Origin of the sequence: Streptomyces rishiriensis, assembly GCF_003112535.1 — a bacterium.
Classification (GTDB): Bacteria; Actinomycetota; Actinomycetes; order Streptomycetales; family Streptomycetaceae; genus Streptomyces; species Streptomyces rishiriensis.
Genome location: NZ_BEWA01000028.1, coordinates 58,979 through 73,932, shown reverse-complemented (window position 1 = coordinate 73,932; position 14,954 = coordinate 58,979). Strand labels below are relative to the sequence as shown.

The following is a 14,954-nucleotide window of genomic DNA, read 5'->3' as shown; positions in this document are numbered from 1 at the left end:
GTCCCCTCTGTGACAGGCGTCCACTGGCACGCGCCGGACATTGATACGCACCGTGCCCGGGCGCGACGCTCGACACACCCAGAGTCACGAAGTCGGTACGGAGAGGGCACGGACGGGCATGACCGAAAGCACCGAGAACCAGTTCGAAACGGGAACGGTCGTCTACGACCCCGCCTCGGACAACGTCGGCGAGTACCAGGGCACGGCGGGCCCGTACGCGCTGCTGCGGCCGCTCGGCGGGGGTCGGGAGTGGGAGGCCCGCCCGGAGTCGCTGCGTGCGGCCACCCCCGGCGAACGCCTCAGCGCGGCCGTCCGCGCCGCCAACTCCCGCTCGTTCCAGGGCGCGTCGGAGCCCCTCTCCCCCGCCCCCGTCCGGGACTGCGCGGCCTGCGCCGATCTGGCCGCCCTGCGCGACGACGCCCGCGCCCGGCACGACGGCAGCGCCGAGACCGACGCGGACGTCCTGCTGCGCCGCCACCAACGCCGTTACCACGCACCCCTGTTGGGGCTGCGCGAGTACGCGCTCGTGCCAGACGTCTCGGCCGGGGCCGAGTACGAGACGTCGTGCACCGAGTGCCGGGCCGGGTCCGGGGCACGGCAGCGCCCGGCCGAGGCGGAGGAGTGGCAGCAGGGGCACACCCGGGAGACCGGGCACGCACGCTACCGCCGTACCGTCGCCGACTACGCGGTGCTCAGCTCACGGTGATCGGGCCACCCGGCGGAGCCCGCGCGAAAACCCGTGGCGGACCACGGCGGCCGCTGCTACCTTTCCGGAGGCCGTGCGAGAGAACGAGGAGGTGGTACCCGTGAACACAGCAACGACATGGGTGCTCTCCTCCGGGGTCACGGTCGGGCGATAGGTCGTCCGGGAGCGCCGTTCCAGAGCCCTCCCGAAAGGCACGACCATGCAGTTCACGTCTGAACAGCGTCTCGACGACGGCGTCCTCGAACGCGATTTCACCCTCGGCGACATCCCCGGCATCCTCTGGACGCCCGCGCCCGCGCCCGCTTCCGCACCGGCATCCGCGTCCGCATCCGCGCCGGTGCCTCTGATCCTGCTCGGCCACCCCGGCGGGCTGGACAGGATGCGCCCCCGACTGGCGGCCCGGGCCCGGCACTCCGCGGCGGAGGGCTTCGCCTCGGCCACCGTCGAGCTCCCCGGCAGCGGTGACCGGCCCCGTTCCGCCGCCGCCGAACAGGCCCGCGCCGACCTGCACCGGGTGCTGAAGGCCGGCGAGTCGGTCTCCGACGACATCGTCGACCGGCTCGTCCTGCCGCTGGTCGACAAGGCGGTCCCGGAATGGCAGGCCGCCCTGGACGCCCTCCTGTCACTGCCCGGGATCGACGGCCCGGTCGGGTTCTCGGGAGGAGTGATCTCCATCGGCGTACGGCTGGCGGTCGTCGAGCCGCGCATCGCGGCCGCCGCTCTGTTCGCCGGGAGTTACGTGCCCCGGGCCATGTTCGAGGAGGCCGGGCGGGTCACCGTCCCGCTGCACGTCCTGTTGCAGTGGGACGACGAGGGCAACGACCGGCAGGCGGCCCTGGACCTGTTCGACGCCTTCGGCTCCAAGGAGAAGACGCTGAACGCCAACATGGGCGGCCACACCGGCGTACCGCAGTACGCGGGCGAGGCGGCGGCCCGGTTCTTCACCCGGCACCTGAAGTCCTGACGTGACACCGGACCGCCTGGCGGGCAGCAGACGCAGCCGCCAGGCGGGACCGGCAGGTCGCCGCACCGGAGACGCCGGGGCCGGGACGCCCCCTGGGCCCAGGGGGTCACCCCGCCGTCATGCCGCTGCCGTCCGTCATCCGCGCGAGCTCCGCGGCCGCGGCGACGGGGTGGCCGGCCTCCGCCAGTTCCTCCAGGCCCGCGGCCAGCGCTGCCAGCGGGCGGCACAGGTCGTCGTGGGCCGCTTCGCTCCCCCGTGAAAGGGCCAGATGCAGGGTGGTGATCCCGGTCTGCGCCCACCCCTCGCCGTGCTCCCGCAGCCAGATTCGCGGATCCCCGACGAGGTGCCGAAAGGCGGTGGAGTACAACAGGTGGCTCTCCAGCGCGAGCCGCCAGGCGACATCCGGGTCGCCCTCCGACTCCCGCAGATCGGCTGCCAGCCGGCCCAGACGTCGGGCATACGGAGGAGCCGCCTCCGGATACGGCAACCGGCCGGTCACCGAGGCGGACTCGCCGGAGGCGAGCGCACGGTGCAGGGCCTCGACGGGCTCGCCCAGGGCCGCCCCCGCCCGCAGCACCGCCTCGCCGAGCGTGACCGGCACGCCGTCGGCCAGGATGCGCTCCTCGGCCGGCACGGCGGCCGGATCGAGGGAGGCCGCCCGGGCGAGCAGCGGCTCCGCCTCGGCCGGGCGGCCCGCGGCGCGCAGGTGCACGCCGGTGCGGGCCAGCGCGCCCGCGAGGTCGCCCCAGCCCTGCTCGGCCATGCTCAGCTTGAAGCCGTCCACGGCCAGAGCGTGGTCCCAGCCGGCATGGGCGGCTTCGATCCGGGAGGCGACCTCCGCCGCCATGTCGACGGCGTACCCGGCGTGCGCGCCGGGGTCGGCGGCCACGGTGTCGAGAGCGTCCTGGTACCGGCTCAGGGCCTGTCCGGCGCAGTACAGGGCCTGGTCCGGATCACCGTGCTGCGCCTGAACGACCGCGACCAGGCTGAGCACCCGGGCGAAGTCCAGCGACAGGGGAGGCCCCGCCGTCTGCAACCCGGCTCCCGCGTACGCCTCCACGGCCCCGTCGGCGTCGGTGAGCGCGGAAGCCGCGTGCCCGGCGACGGAGTGGGCCACGGCCCGGCGGGCACGGACATCGCCGATCCTGGTCGCCAGGGCCGGCGGTGTGAGCCCGGATCGCTGGTAGCGGCTCTCGCTCTCGTCGAGCGACGACAGGGCCTCGTCGATCAGGTCCGCTCCGGTCTGCGAGGAGCCCAGGGAGTACAGCAGCGACGCGAGCTGTTCGTTGAGCTGCGGTTCGTCCTGGCGGGCGTCCAGCTCCGCGCGCAGGATCCCTGCCGCCCGGTCGTGCAGGTCCAGCGATCGCAGAACGAGGCGACGGCTCTCCGCGCCGTCGGCTCGCTGAGCCTGCGTGCGGGCCTCCACGCCTTCCCAGTAGAGCTCGCGCACCCGCGACTGCCAGCCGCCGTTCGACGAAGCCATCGAGTCCCCCCTTGCCGACTGCGAAGGCGGCCCACCCTAGTCGAACACCCGAGCCCCCGAGAGGGATTCTCCGGCCCACTCGCGGCCTCGGAGGAACCCGGCATTTCGCTGCGGCCGCGTGCCGCGTGCCGCGTGGGTGCGGGCGGGTCGGAAATCCGCGGAAACCGTGCGGCCCGGCGGGCTACCGTGAACGGACCGGTCCGCAGGGCCGACCTGGACACGGAGAGGCGGACACCCCTTGAGCTGGTCGATGTTCAGGTTCCGCGAGCACTGGGCGCACGCGCACGACGTCCAGCAGGAGACGTTCATGGCGTTGGCGGCGATGTACGTCGAGGCGAATCCCGCGTACCGCGCGGTGCCGTGGCTGCGCGAATGGCAGGCGTTCTGGCTGAGGTCGATCGGACGGCAGGCCAACGGCCTCTCGGACGTGTGCGCCGACGACTATCTGACCGACGACGGGCGGGTCGCGCAGTTCCGGGGGTTCCTGCGCGACTACCAGGCGTGGCTGGTCGCCTCGGAGGGGCCGTTGCACACGGCCGCAGGGCTGAGCGCCGACAAACTCCTCGATTTCGCCCAGACCGTCGACGCCGTGCTCGCCGGCGACGCCACGCACCCCGCGGTCCAGCTCGCTCAGCGGTGAGGAGCCTGCCCCCGCCGTCCGGGAGGGTCCGCGCCACAAGGTTCCGGGACGGCGGCGGGTCAGACGCCGATGTCCTCGTTCCACAGTGCGGGGTTCCGCTCGATGAACTCGCGCATCATCGCGGCGCACTCGGCGTCGTCCAGCAGCACGATCTCCACGCCGTGCTCGGCCAGCCAGTCGTGGCCGCCGTGGAAGGTGGCCGCCTCCCCGACGACCACCCGGGAGATGCCGAACTGACGCACCAGGCCGGAGCAGTACCAGCACGGGGAGAGCGTCGTGACCATCGTCGTGCCGCGGTACGAGCGCTGCCGGCCCGCCGCGCGGAACGCGGCCGTCTCCGCGTGCGTGGAGGGGTCGTCGTCCTGGACGCGCCGGTTGTGGCCGCGGCCCAGGAGCGTGCCGTCCGCGCCGTACAGGGCCGCGCCGATCGGGATGCCGCCCTCGGCGAGTCCGGCCCGCGCCTCGGCGACGGCGGTGGCCAGCCAGGTCCGTGCCGTCGCCTGATCCAGAAGGTCCATGACCTCATGCTGGTGCGACGGACGGCGCGGGGCAATGCGGACCACCCGATCGGGGCGCGCGCTCTCCTTGAGGCAGGCCCGAACCGCCCCGCCGCGGCGGCCACTTGGGCGGTCGGTAGCCTGGCCCGATCATCGTGGGCTCGTGGGAGGAACGTTCATGGTTGCTGCTCCGGTACTGGAGGAGCTGCGGGAGGTCTGCCAGCCGCAGGCCAAGCTGGCGAGCCGCAACGGCGAACACTGGGCGGGCCGGCTGTACATGCGCCGGATCTCCCTGCGGTTCACCCGCCAGTTGGTGCGCACCCGGGTCACCCCGGACCAGCTGACCTGGACGATGGTGGTGTGCGGGGTGCTGTCCGGGGCCGCGCTGCTGATCCCGGGCCTGGCCGGGGCCGTGCTGGCCGCCCTCCTCATGCAGCTCTTCCTGCTCTTCGACTGCGTGGACGGCGAGGTCGCCCGCTGGAAGGGCCAGAACAGCGCGTCCGGCATCTACGTCGACCGGCTCGGCGCGTATCTCGCCGACGCGGCGCTGATGACCGGCTTCGGCTTCCGCGCCGCCGAGTCCGGGCTCGGCGGCTGGGCGGGGTTCAACGGCTGGGTGTCCCTCGGGCTGGCGACCGCGCTGGGCGTCGTACTGCTGAAGGCGTCGACCGACCTGGTGGACGTGGCCCGGGCCCGGCGCGGCCTCGCCGTGGCCGACGACGAGGCCGCCGCGCCGCGCTCGCAGGGCGTCGCGTCGGTGCGCCGGCTCGCCGCCGCGTTCAAGATCCACCGGGTGACCAACGGCATCGAGGCGTCCCTGGTCCTCCTCGTCGTGGCGTTCGCCGACGCGGCCACCCACTCCGTGGACCCGACCCGCTGGGCGCTGGCCGCGATCGCGGTCATCACCTGGCTGATGGTCCCGGCCCACCTGCTGTCGATCCTGTCGTCGTCCCGGCTGCGCTGACGAAGTCCAGGTAGGCGTGCAGACGGCCCGCTCCCGCGAGCATCGCGCGGCTGCGGGCCGTCAGCGTCTCCGCGCGTGCCGCCAGCGAGGACCGCAGCTCCGCCTCGCTGCCGCCCTCGCGGCGCAACTCGGCGAGCACCGGCCGGATCTGGGCGAACAGATAGTGGCCGATGCTCACAGCGATGCCTGACGACGCCCCTGGCGAAGCCTGGACTCGCGTCCATCACCACCACCGGAGGCAGCCGACCACGGCACCGGAGGGCCGGGCGTCACTGTCCGAGGCGCTGGGTCTTCTTCGCTTCCGTTTTCGCCTGCAGGGCAAGGGCTTTCGGAGAATCGCCGTAGTACCACCACGTGTAGCACGTGATCCCGGTGAAGAGCGCGGTGAAGGCGAGAGCCCATGGGGCCATCCCGGCCGGCGAAGCGCCCTGGCTCATCCAGTACGCGCCGAGGGCGGTGAGCATCACGGCCCCTCTGGCCCCGGACGCCAAGGTGCGCTTCGAACGGTTCGACATGCCGCGCACTGTAGCAAGGAGCCCTCCTCTCCCCGCTGTTGATCCCCTTGCGACGCAGGACCCCGTTCCGACCCCCTCCTCGCCGACCGGTTCCTGCGGGGAACGCGACCCGACGCGCTCACGGCGAAGGCCGGTTCCCGGGGCCCGGTTTCGGGGGTCGGGGACCGGCCTTCGGTGGCGCGTGGTCTTGAGGGGTGTCCGGGTCAGACGCCCGCGTACGAGTGCTTGCCGGTGACGAAGATGTTGACGCCGTAGTAGTTGAACAGCCAGCAGCCGAAGGCGATCAGGGCCAGGTAGGCGGCCTTGCGGCCCTTCCAGCCGGCGGTGGCGCGGGCGTGCAGGTAGCAGGCGTAGGCGACCCAGGTGATGAACGACCAGGTCTCCTTGGGGTCCCAGCCCCAGTAGCGGCCCCAGGCGTCGCCCGCCCAGATCGCGCCCGCGATGATCGTGAACGTCCACAGGGGGAAGACGGCCGCGTTGACGCGGTAGGCGAACTTGTCGAGGGAGGCGGAGGCGGGCAGCCGGTCCAGGACCGAGTTGGCGAACCTGCCCGGCTTGCCGCCGGTCGCGAGCTTGTTCTCGTAGGCGTCCTTGAACAGGTACAGGATCGTGGCGACCGCGCCGACGTAGAACACCGCGCCGCAGAAGATCGCGGTGGAGACGTGGATGTACAGCCAGTACGAGTGCAGGGCGGGGACGAGCTGGTCGCTCGCCGTGTAAAGGACCGTCACCGCGAGGCCGAGGTCCAGCAGGACCGTGGTGATCAGGAACAGCCCGAGCCAGCGGACGTTCTTGCGCAGCGCCAGCAGCCCGAGGTACACGCCGACGGCCACCGTGGAGAAGGTGATGTTGAACTCGTACATGTTGCCCCACGGCGCACGCTGCACCGAGGCCGCGCGGGCGGCCACGCCGGCCAGCTCGACCAGGAACGCGAGCACCGTGAGCGAGATGGCGATCCGGCCGTACATGTCGCCCTGCTCGTCGCCGCCGTGCGCGCCCGGCCCGTCGGGCACGTCACGCGTCCCGGCGGTGGAGCGCACGACGACCTGCGGACGCTCCAGGACGGCCGTCCCGCCGTTCTGCTTGACGGTGACGGCCGGGCCCGCGCCCTTGCCGCCGGCTTTCGCCTCGGCGGTGAGCGCGGCAGCGGTGCGGCCGACCTTGCTGCGGCTGCCGAAGAGCCATTCGGCGATGTACGCGAAGAAGGCCAGGGTGTAGACGGCCATGGAGGAGTAGATCAGCGTGTTGCTGATGCTCGCGAGATGCTCGTTGGTGGCGGTGGCCAGCTCGGTTGCGGCGGCGAGAGTCATTTCTCAGCCCCTTCGGCAGGTACGGCTTGGGGGTCGGGGGAATCCGAGGGACCGGGGCCGGACGCCCCGGGGGCCTGGTCGTACAGGATCCCGGCGAGGTCGCCGAGTTCCTCGGGCACCTTGGCGGACTCGCTGCGTCCGAGACCGGCCATCTCGACGACGGTCACGCCGTCGGGGCCCTTCACCGCACGCACCCAGACCCGGCGGCGCTGGATGAACAGGGAGCCGGCCAGTCCGAAGATGGCGGTGAGGGCGCCGGTCAGCGCCCAGCCGCTCGCGGGCTGCTGGGTGACCTGGAAGTTCGCCCACTGCTTGGTGCCCTCGTAGGTGACCGTGCCGGCCCCGCCGGGCAGGGTCATGGTCTCGCCGGGCCTGAGGTTCTCCCTCAGCTGCGCGCCCTTGGCGTCCTTGAACCCCTTCAGATGGGTCTTGTCGAGCTGGTACACGCTCTGCGGGATGCCCGCGTCGACGCCGAGGTCGCCGTGGTACGGCGTCAGGTTGAGCACGGGGTTGCCGAGCGCCGGGAACGTCGAGGCCGTCTCCATGCCCTTGGTGTAGGTCGGCAGGAAGAACGCCGAGATGCCGAGCTGCTCCCTGACGCCCTTGGCGTCGCGGTAGCCGTCGGGGACCTTGACGACGCCGGTGGAGGTGACGTTGGAGTCGAGCGGCAGCAGCGGCACGGCGTCGCTGTAGACGACCTGGCCCCTGCCGTCGCGGACGGTGATCACGGGCGCGTAGCCGTGGGCGGTGAGGTAGACCTTCGAGTCGGCGATCTCCAGCGGGTGGTTGACCTTGACGACGGTCTTCTCGCCCTTGCCGTAGGCGCCCACGCTGTAGGTGAGGGCGGCCTGGTAGGTGCGCGGGGTGCCCGTGTTGGGGCCCGAGGTCTCGTACGTGCCGGTGAACTTGTCCAGGGTGAAGCTGAACGGGTTCAGGTCGTCGGTGCTGAAGAGGCTGCCGGACTTGAAGTCGTTGTACTGGGTGAGGGTGTTGGAGAACCCCTGGCCCTCGACGACCAGCTTGTTGCCCTCGGCCTTGAAGAGCTGGCCCCAGGCGAAGGCGACCAGCATCACGATCAGCGCGATGTGGAAGGCGAGGTTGCCGACCTCGCGGGCGTAGCCCTTCTCGGCGGCGACGGCGTCCCCGGCGATGTGGGCGCGGAACCGGCGCTTCTTCAGCAGGGCGAGCGCGGCCTCACGGACCTGCTCGGGCTCGGCCTCGGTGCGCCAGGTGGTGTAGGCGGGCAGCCGGGTCAGACGCCCCGGTGCGCGCGGCGGGCGGCCGCGCAGCTGGCCGACGAACTGCCAGGTGCGGGGCACGATGCAGCCGATGAGGGAGACGAACAGCAGGATGTAGACCGCGGAGAACCACACCGAGCTGTAGACGTGGAAGAGGCCGAGCTTGTCGTAGACGGGAGCGAGCGTCCCGTGGGCCTCGCGGAAGTCGGCGACCTTGGTCTCGTCGGTGCCGGACTGCGGGATGAGCGAGCCGGGGATCGCGCCGAGCGCCAGCAGCAGCAGGAGCAGCAGCGCGACCCGCATGGAGGTGAGCTGCCGCCAGAACCAGCGGGTCCAGCCGATCACGCCCAGGCCGGGGGTGTTGGCGAGGGTGTCGGTGGGGGCCGTCGACAGCTGGGATCCGGCAGCTCCGAGTTCCTGCTCGTCGGAGACGGCGGCCTCGGTCGGCACGCCGGGCGTGGTCTTGCTCATGGATCAGATCCCCACATCGAAACCGGCGGACCAGGACTGCACGTCCTGCACGAGACGATCCCACGCACCGGTGAGCAGCATGACACCGGTCAGGATCATCATGGTGCCGCCGATCCGCATCACCCAGACATAGTGCCGCTTGACCCAGCCGAAGGCGCCGAGCGCCTTGCGGAAGGCGACGGCGGCGAGCACGAACGGCACGCCGAGGCCGACGCAGTAGGCGACGGTCAGCAGGGCGCCGCGGCCGGCGCTGCCCTGCTGGGAGGAGAGGGCCAGCACGGAGGCGAGGGTGGGGCCGATGCACGGCACCCAGCCGATGCCGAACAGGGCGCCCAGCAGCGGGGCGCCGACGAGCCCGGTCACGGGCCGCTTGTGGATGCGGAACTCGCGCTGGGTCATCCAGGGCATCAGGCCCATGAAGAAGGCGCCCATGGCGATCATGAGGACGCCCAGCACCTTGGACAGAACGTCCTGGTTCGCCCGCAGGGTGTCGCCGAAGTAGCCGAACAGGGCCCCGCTGGAGACGAACACGGCGGTGAAGCCGAGGACGAAGAGCGAGGCGCCGGCGACCATCCGCCCGCGGCGGGCGTCGGCCAGATCGGTGCCGGCGACGCCGGTGACGTACGAGAGGTAGCCGGGGACGAGCGGCAGGACGCACGGCGAGAAGAAGGAGACGAGCCCGCCGAGCAGGGCGATGGGCAGCGCGACCAGCAACGCGCCGTTGAGCACGGTGTCGTTGTAGCCCGTGGCGGCGAGCGTGGTGAGAGCGCTCACGTCACTTCTCCGCGAGGACGGGAGCGATCATCTTGCGCAGCTTGTCCTCGGTGAGCGCGGCCAGCGAACGGGCGGCGATCTTGCCCTCGCGGTCTATGACCAGCGTGGACGGGATGGCCTGGAGGTTGAGGGTGCCCTTCTTGAACCGCAGCATCAGCTTGCCGGTCGGGTCGGACAGGCTGGGGTAGGTGACGCCCTGCTCCTTCTCGAAGACGAGGGCGTTCTTGTTGCTGGTGTCGAGGTTGATGCCGACGAACTGCACGCCCTTGCCCTTGAGGTCGGTGGAGACCTTCTCGAAGTTCGGCGCCTCGGCCCGGCACGGGGAACACCAGGATCCCCACACGTTGAGGACGACGACCTTGCCCTTGTAGCTCTTGATGTCGAGCTGCCCGCCGTCGATGGCCTTGCCGGACAGGTCGGGGGCCGCGTCCCGCTTGTCCCGCTCGACGGTGGAGACGCCGTCCTTGCCCATCACGAAGTTGGTGTCACCGCCGCCTCCGGAGACGCCTCCGGAGGTGCAGGCGGAGAGCAGCAGTGCGGCGACGGCCCCGCCGGCTGCCGTGGTCAGGGCGGCACGGCGCGGACGGACTCGGGCAGGCGAGCGCGGAAGGGCGCGGCTGGCGGCACTCATGTGAAAAGTTTCGCATGCCCGTTCTGGGGATCTTGCCCGCCCCCCTTGCGGGGGGAAAACCGCATTTCAGGCGGCGCTCGGGGAGGCGCTGGAGCCTGCGGTTCCGGTACCGGCGGTGGCGCCCGCGGTCGTCCCGGCGGTGCTGCCCGCGGCGGCGGAGCTTCCGGCGAGGAACGTCTTCCAGCCGCCGGCCGGCTGCTGACCGACCTGGAGGGTGCGCAGCTTGTCGAGGATCTCCGGCTTCTGGACGTCGATCCAGTCGACGAACTGCCGGAAGGAGACCAGCCGCACGTCCGCGCCCTTCTCCTTCTCGCGCGCGATGTGCTTGAAGGCCTCCTCGACGGCGTCCATGTAGATGCCGCCGTTCCACTGCTCGAAGTGGTTGCCTATGAAGAAGGGTGCGCGATTCGTCTCGTATGCCCGCTTGAATCCCTGTATGTACGCCTGGGAGGCCTGCTTCCGCCAGCCCGGGTAGTTGTGGGCGGGCGCCTTGGTCGAGTTGATCGACTGGTTGGCGAGGATGTTGTAGTCCATGGACAGCACCTGGAAGCTGTGGCCGGGGAACGGTATGGCCTGAAGGGGCAGGTCCCAGACGCCCTGCTTCTTGGTGGGCCAGACCTGGTTGCCGCCCGGCGAGGAGGCGTCGTAGCGCCAGCCGAGGGCGCGGGCGGTGGGCAGCAGGTTGTCCTGGCCGAGCAGACAGGGCGTACGGGCGCCCACGAGCTCCTTCTCGTAGTCGAAGGGCAGCGAGGGCAGGTCCGTCCAGCCGGTGTTGGTCCGCCACTCCTTCACGAACTTCTTCGCCTGGTCTATCTCGCTGCGCCACTGCGCGGGCGTCCATTTGCCGACCGAGCCGTGGCTCTCGCCGCAGAAGTGCCCGTTGAAGTGGGTGCCTATCTCGTGCCCTTCGAGCCAGGCCCGGCGGACGTTGGTGAGCGTCGCCTTCACGTGGTCGTCGGAGAGGTAGCCGATGTCGGAGGCGCCGCGCGGGTTGTTCGGGGGGTCGTACAGCCGCTTCTTCGACTCGGGCAGCAGGTACAGCCCGGAGAGGAAGAACGTCATGCTCGCGCCGTGTTCCTTGGCGAGGTCGAGGAAGCGCGGGAAGAGCCCGTTGCCGACCTCGCCCGCGCCGTCCCAGGAGAAGATCACGAACTGCGGGGGCTCCTGGCCGGCCTCCAGCGGCACGGGCTTGGCCGGCTGGTGGGGCTGCGTGCCGGTGAAGGAGGTCGAGCCGTCGCCGATGGGGCGTCCGGTCGACTTCGGCTTCGGGCTGCCGGAGGAGTTCTGCCCGGATTCGCCGGAACCGCCGTCGTGGGAGGGCTCGTCCGAACCCGTGAGGCTTCCGCAGCCCACGAGTCCGGCGGCGGCAGCACCGGCGCCGAGTCCGAGTGCTCCCCTTCGGGTGATGGCGCGCATGGCAACCCCGTTCGTCACGTTCTCTGGTGGGCAGTCACCCATTCAGAGGACATGACGAACGAGGCGGTTCCGCCGATACTTCCGGATTCCGTAACAGGCCGGTCGATTTCAGCCACCACTCGGTCATCCGGTTTCGGTCATGACTGGGTGACCGGAGCCTACGCCCCGACCTCCCCCACCGAACGCCCGCGCCCGGGCCCCTACGCCCCGAACGCCTTGCCGCCGCCCGGGACCTGACCCTTCACCGGCTTGGCGCCGGCGCGCAGGTGGGCGGGCACCAGGTCGATGGCGGGCTCGGTGTAGCCGACGGACACGATCCGGTCGCCCCGGTACGTGAAGGTCGTCAGCGAAGCGAGCGTGCACTGCCGCTTGCGCGGGTCGTGCCACAGCCGCCGCCGTTCGACGTAGGACCGGACGATCCAGATCGGCAGCTGGTGACTGACGAGCACCGCCTCGTGCCCGCGGGCCGCGTCCTTGGCCGCGTCCAGCGCACCCGTCATCCGCACGACCTGGTCGACGTACGGCTCGCCCCAGGACGGCCTGAACGGGTTGACGAGGTGCTTCCAGTTCTCGGGCCGGCGCAGCGCGCCGTCCCCCACGCCGAACGTCTTGCCCTGGAAGACGTTCTCCGCCTCGATGAGCCGGGCGTCCGTGCCCACATCGAGGCCGTGCGCCTTGGCGATCGGGGTGGCCGTCTCCTGCGCCCGCTCCAGCGGGGAGGCGACGACGTGCGTGACGTCGCGGGTGGCGAGGTGCTCGGCGACCCGGTCGGCCATCCGCCGGCCCAGATCGGAGAGGTGGTAGCCGTCGAGACGGCCGTAGAGGACCCCGTCGGGGTTGTGGACCTCGCCGTGCCGCATGAGGTGGACGACGGTGATGTCCTGGTCGGCGCCGTTGTTGTCGAAGGTGCTCATTCCGCGGTGGCCTCCGCAGCCGCTCGGGCCGCCGCCGGGAGGGCGTCGGCGATTCTCTGGACGGCCGCGTCGTCGTGGGCCGTGGACACGAACCAGGACTCGAAGGACGACGGCGGCAGATAGACGCCGTTCGCCAGCAGCGAGTGGAAGAAGGCGGTGAAGCGGAACGACTCCTGCGCCCTGGCGTCGTCGTAGTCCCGCACCGGCCGGTCCGTGAAGAAGACGGAGAACATGTTGGAGGCGCTCTGCAGCGTGTGCGCGACGCCCTCCTTGGCCAGCGCTTCGGAGACGAGCGCCTGGATCTGCCCGGACACGGCGTCGACCTGGACGTACGCGGCGTCGTCGAGGAGCCGGAGCTGGGCGAGCCCGGCGGCCGTGGCGACCGGGTTCCCGGAGAGCGTGCCGGCCTGGTAGACGGGCCCGGCGGGCGCGAGGTGCGCCATCACGTCGGCGCGCCCGCCGAACGCGGCGGCGGGGAAGCCGCCGCCCATGACCTTGCCGAAGGTCATGAGGTCGGGCCGCACCCCGTCGATCCCGAACCATCCCGCCCGGGAGGTCCGGAACCCGGTCATGACCTCGTCGGAGATGAACAGCGCGCCGTTGTTGGCGCAGGCGTCCTTGAGGCCCTGGTTGAACCCGGGCATGGGCGGCACGACGCCCATGTTCCCCGGCGAGGCCTCGGTGATCACGCAGGCGATCTCGCCCGGATGCCGGTGGAAGGCCTCCTGCACGGCCTCCAGGTCGTTGTACGGCAGCACGATGGTGTCGCCGGCCTGGGCGCCCGTGACGCCGGGCGTGTCGGGCAGCGCGAACGTGGCGACGCCGGACCCGGCGGCGGCGAGCAGCGAGTCGACGTGCCCGTGGTAGCAGCCGGCGAACTTGATCACCTTCGAGCGCCGGGTGAAGCCGCGGGCGAGCCGGATCGCGGACATGGTCGCCTCGGTGCCGCTGGACACCAGCCGCACCTGCTCCACGGGCTCCACCCGCGCCACGATCTCCTCGGCGAGCTCGACCTCGCCCTGGCCGGGCGTGCCGAAGGAGGTGCCGCGCGAGACGGCGTCCTGCACGGCCGCGATGACCTCGGGGTGGGAGTGCCCGAGGATCATGGGCCCCCAGGAGCAGACGAGGTCGACGTACTCCCGCCCGTCGGCGTCCGTCAGATACGGGCCGGCGCCGGACACCATGAACCGGGGCGTTCCGCCCACGGCGCGAAAGGCGCGCACCGGCGAGTTCACCCCGCCCGGCGTGACGACGGACGCACGGTCGAACAGCGCCTGCGAGACAGGCGCATCGTATGAATAGGGCAGTTCGCTCATGACCTGCGGCTTCTCCGACCTTTTCCGACTTGCTGGACTCCGGTTGCCAGTGACCTCCCAGGGTAGGCCAGCGCCCCCGGCGGCCCACGGGGGCCGTGCGGGGCGTACCGCGTCTACTGACCGGACGGCCAGTCCCTTCTTCCCGCCCGCCCCGCATCCGCTCCGCCGCCCACGCCGCCGACCGCTTCACCATCTGCGAAACTGAGTCGGAACGGGCCTGACAGACGTAGCTCTCACCGACCGTGTGTCGAGGGGCTGCGAAGATCCTGCGGACAGGTGTTTCACCGCACGTTTCGGCGGGCGGCCGTGGGGGAGGTCACTGACACGATGATCGGGTTGCGCGGCGGGGGCCACGCGTCCTAGAAAAGCAGTCGGGTGGAGATATGCATCGCGGTGGCGGACTGGGCGAGGGGACTGACGACCTGGGTCCTCGACGTGCCCGGCGGGGAAGGCACCGGCGCGACGCGGAGGAAGCCAACGAAGCACGTCAGACGCAGGCACAGGGTGTACCGAGTGAGCCCGAGCTGGTCGACCGGCGAGTCGAGCAGCGGGTCGACCGCCTCCGGGCGGGGAGCGGGAACGGTGGTCGGGTGGGGGTGACGTACAAGTACTTCGGCGCGCCCGACGGTGCCACGGCGGCCCGCGTCCCGATCTCGATGCGCCCCGAGGAACTCGGCGGCGACGAGCTCGGCATGAACGGCATGTTCACCAAGATCAAGCCGGAGACGATGGCCGCGATGGTGCTGACCGGCATCGAAGGCGTCCCCCTGCACAAGGTGCCCCCGCTGGAACTGGTCGTCCTCCACCCCGACTACGCCGTGGTGAAGCTCCCCATGACGGTCGTCGACCCGATCCGCGACATCGGCGAGGAAGCGGTCGGTGCGGCGGCGTTCATCTGGTCCACGGTGCCGGACCGGGGCGGCCCCCGGGACGCCTTCAACGTGTACCAACTCCTGCACGAATGGCAGGACTTCAGCCACCGTCTGCACGAGGCGGGGCATCAGCCGTACTGCCTCGTGTGGCCCTGAGGCACCCGTTCCGGCAGGTCCCGACACGCGTCCGTCGTGGGCGCCGCGTGTCAGTCCCCTTCGCGGGCTGCGGCTAAGGTGTTTCCG

General features: G+C 71.3%; 15 protein-coding genes and 1 pseudogene. 5 read left to right on the top strand and 11 right to left on the bottom strand.

Features of this window, described 5'->3' with window-relative positions; all coding sequences use genetic code 11:
• The first annotated feature begins 118 nt into the window (after positions 1–118).
• Both Sri02f_RS43925 and Sri02f_RS36640 read left to right on the top strand, forming a co-directional pair.
• Positions 119–706 carry a DUF7848 domain-containing protein gene (locus Sri02f_RS43925; RefSeq protein ID WP_109005628.1) on the top strand — a complete coding sequence of 196 codons (588 nt, stop codon included), beginning with the start codon at positions 119–121 and terminating at the stop codon, positions 704–706.
• A 199-nt stretch (positions 707–905) separates the two neighbouring features.
• Positions 906–1,670 carry a dienelactone hydrolase family protein gene (locus tag Sri02f_RS36640; protein ID WP_109005627.1) on the top strand — a complete coding sequence of 255 codons (765 nt, stop codon included), beginning with the start codon at positions 906–908 and terminating at the stop codon, positions 1,668–1,670.
• Between the two features lie 106 nt (positions 1,671–1,776).
• On the opposite strand, the gene Sri02f_RS36635 is transcribed toward Sri02f_RS36640, so the two are convergent.
• Entirely contained in the window at positions 1,777–3,153 is a 1,377-nt protein-coding gene (locus tag Sri02f_RS36635) for a tetratricopeptide repeat protein (protein WP_109005626.1), read from the bottom strand.
• A gap of 250 nt (positions 3,154–3,403) precedes the next feature.
• Here Sri02f_RS36635 and Sri02f_RS36630 point away from each other — a divergent pair, with 250 nt between their 5' ends.
• Positions 3,404–3,793 (top strand): hypothetical protein, encoded by a 390-nt coding sequence (locus tag Sri02f_RS36630; RefSeq protein WP_109005625.1) that lies wholly within the window; start codon positions 3,404–3,406, stop codon positions 3,791–3,793.
• Between the two features lie 59 nt (positions 3,794–3,852).
• Here the strand turns inward: Sri02f_RS36630 and Sri02f_RS36625 are convergent, their stop codons facing one another.
• Positions 3,853–4,311, bottom strand: coding sequence for a nucleoside deaminase (locus Sri02f_RS36625; RefSeq protein ID WP_109005624.1), 459 nt, complete (start codon positions 4,309–4,311; stop codon positions 3,853–3,855).
• A gap of 157 nt (positions 4,312–4,468) precedes the next feature.
• Here Sri02f_RS36625 and Sri02f_RS36620 point away from each other — a divergent pair, with 157 nt between their 5' ends.
• Positions 4,469–5,254: a CDP-alcohol phosphatidyltransferase family protein gene (locus tag Sri02f_RS36620; RefSeq protein ID WP_109005623.1), complete on the top strand. Its 786-nt coding sequence runs from the start codon at positions 4,469–4,471 to the stop codon at positions 5,252–5,254.
• On the opposite strand, the pseudogene Sri02f_RS36615 reads toward Sri02f_RS36620, so the two are convergent.
• From Sri02f_RS36615 to hemL, 9 genes and pseudogenes are all read right to left on the bottom strand, one after another.
• Positions 5,193–5,423, bottom strand: a pseudogene (locus Sri02f_RS36615) (MerR family transcriptional regulator); the annotation flags it as partial. The gene Sri02f_RS36620 and the pseudogene Sri02f_RS36615 overlap by 62 nt on opposite strands.
• A 100-nt stretch (positions 5,424–5,523) precedes the next feature.
• A complete protein-coding gene (locus tag Sri02f_RS36610) occupies positions 5,524–5,769 on the bottom strand; it encodes a hypothetical protein (RefSeq protein ID WP_109005622.1) in 246 nt (81 codons plus the stop codon).
• A 203-nt stretch (positions 5,770–5,972) separates the two neighbouring features.
• Positions 5,973–7,079, bottom strand: a complete 1,107-nt coding sequence (ccsB, locus tag Sri02f_RS36605) for a c-type cytochrome biogenesis protein CcsB (protein ID WP_109005621.1) — start codon at positions 7,077–7,079, stop codon at positions 5,973–5,975.
• On the bottom strand, positions 7,076–8,788 hold the full coding sequence (gene resB, locus Sri02f_RS36600) for a cytochrome c biogenesis protein ResB (RefSeq protein ID WP_109005620.1): 1,713 nt from the start codon (positions 8,786–8,788) through the stop codon (positions 7,076–7,078). The genes ccsB and resB overlap by 4 nt, the downstream gene beginning before the upstream one ends.
• A 3-nt stretch (positions 8,789–8,791) precedes the next feature.
• On the bottom strand, positions 8,792–9,562 hold the full coding sequence (locus tag Sri02f_RS36595; protein ID WP_109005619.1) for a cytochrome c biogenesis CcdA family protein: 771 nt from the start codon (positions 9,560–9,562) through the stop codon (positions 8,792–8,794).
• Between the two features lies 1 nt (position 9,563).
• The gene (locus Sri02f_RS36590; protein ID WP_109005618.1) at positions 9,564–10,193 is read right to left on the bottom strand and encodes a TlpA family protein disulfide reductase; all 630 of its coding nucleotides are present in this window, start codon (positions 10,191–10,193) and stop codon (positions 9,564–9,566) included.
• A gap of 66 nt (positions 10,194–10,259) precedes the next feature.
• A complete protein-coding gene (locus tag Sri02f_RS36585; protein ID WP_109005617.1) occupies positions 10,260–11,609 on the bottom strand; it encodes a polysaccharide deacetylase family protein in 1,350 nt (449 codons plus the stop codon).
• A gap of 200 nt (positions 11,610–11,809) precedes the next feature.
• Positions 11,810–12,523 (bottom strand): histidine phosphatase family protein, encoded by a 714-nt coding sequence (locus Sri02f_RS36580; RefSeq protein WP_109005616.1) that lies wholly within the window; start codon positions 12,521–12,523, stop codon positions 11,810–11,812.
• Complete coding sequence (gene hemL, locus Sri02f_RS36575) at positions 12,520–13,839, bottom strand: glutamate-1-semialdehyde 2,1-aminomutase (protein ID WP_109005615.1); 1,320 nt, start codon at positions 13,837–13,839, stop codon at positions 12,520–12,522. The genes Sri02f_RS36580 and hemL overlap by 4 nt, the downstream gene beginning before the upstream one ends.
• Before the next feature lie 590 nt (positions 13,840–14,429).
• Here hemL and Sri02f_RS36565 point away from each other — a divergent pair.
• Positions 14,430–14,867: a hypothetical protein gene (locus tag Sri02f_RS36565; protein ID WP_109005613.1), complete on the top strand. Its 438-nt coding sequence runs from the start codon at positions 14,430–14,432 to the stop codon at positions 14,865–14,867.
• Positions 14,868–14,954: the final 87 nt, after the last annotated feature.

What these genes read in the sequence shown, in the direction of transcription:
- resB (WP_109005620.1), bottom strand. Translation starts at nt 8,788, where the DNA reads ATGAGCAAGACCACGCCCGGCGTGCCGACCGAGGCCGCCGTCTCCGAC.
- Sri02f_RS36625 (WP_109005624.1), bottom strand. Translation starts at nt 4,311, where the DNA reads ATGGACCTTCTGGATCAGGCGACGGCACGGACCTGGCTGGCCACCGCC.
- Sri02f_RS36585 (WP_109005617.1), bottom strand. Translation starts at nt 11,609, where the DNA reads ATGCGCGCCATCACCCGAAGGGGAGCACTCGGACTCGGCGCCGGTGCT.
- ccsB (WP_109005621.1), bottom strand. Translation starts at nt 7,079, where the DNA reads ATGACTCTCGCCGCCGCAACCGAGCTGGCCACCGCCACCAACGAGCAT.
- Sri02f_RS36635 (WP_109005626.1), bottom strand. Translation starts at nt 3,153, where the DNA reads ATGGCTTCGTCGAACGGCGGCTGGCAGTCGCGGGTGCGCGAGCTCTAC.
- Sri02f_RS36610 (WP_109005622.1), bottom strand. Translation starts at nt 5,769, where the DNA reads ATGTCGAACCGTTCGAAGCGCACCTTGGCGTCCGGGGCCAGAGGGGCC.
- Sri02f_RS36580 (WP_109005616.1), bottom strand. Translation starts at nt 12,523, where the DNA reads ATGAGCACCTTCGACAACAACGGCGCCGACCAGGACATCACCGTCGTC.
- Sri02f_RS36620 (WP_109005623.1), top strand. Translation starts at nt 4,469, where the DNA reads ATGGTTGCTGCTCCGGTACTGGAGGAGCTGCGGGAGGTCTGCCAGCCG.
- Sri02f_RS36630 (WP_109005625.1), top strand. Translation starts at nt 3,404, where the DNA reads ATGTTCAGGTTCCGCGAGCACTGGGCGCACGCGCACGACGTCCAGCAG.
- Sri02f_RS36590 (WP_109005618.1), bottom strand. Translation starts at nt 10,193, where the DNA reads ATGAGTGCCGCCAGCCGCGCCCTTCCGCGCTCGCCTGCCCGAGTCCGT.
- hemL (WP_109005615.1), bottom strand. Translation starts at nt 13,839, where the DNA reads ATGAGCGAACTGCCCTATTCATACGATGCGCCTGTCTCGCAGGCGCTG.
- Sri02f_RS43925 (WP_109005628.1), top strand. Translation starts at nt 119, where the DNA reads ATGACCGAAAGCACCGAGAACCAGTTCGAAACGGGAACGGTCGTCTAC.
- Sri02f_RS36640 (WP_109005627.1), top strand. Translation starts at nt 906, where the DNA reads ATGCAGTTCACGTCTGAACAGCGTCTCGACGACGGCGTCCTCGAACGC.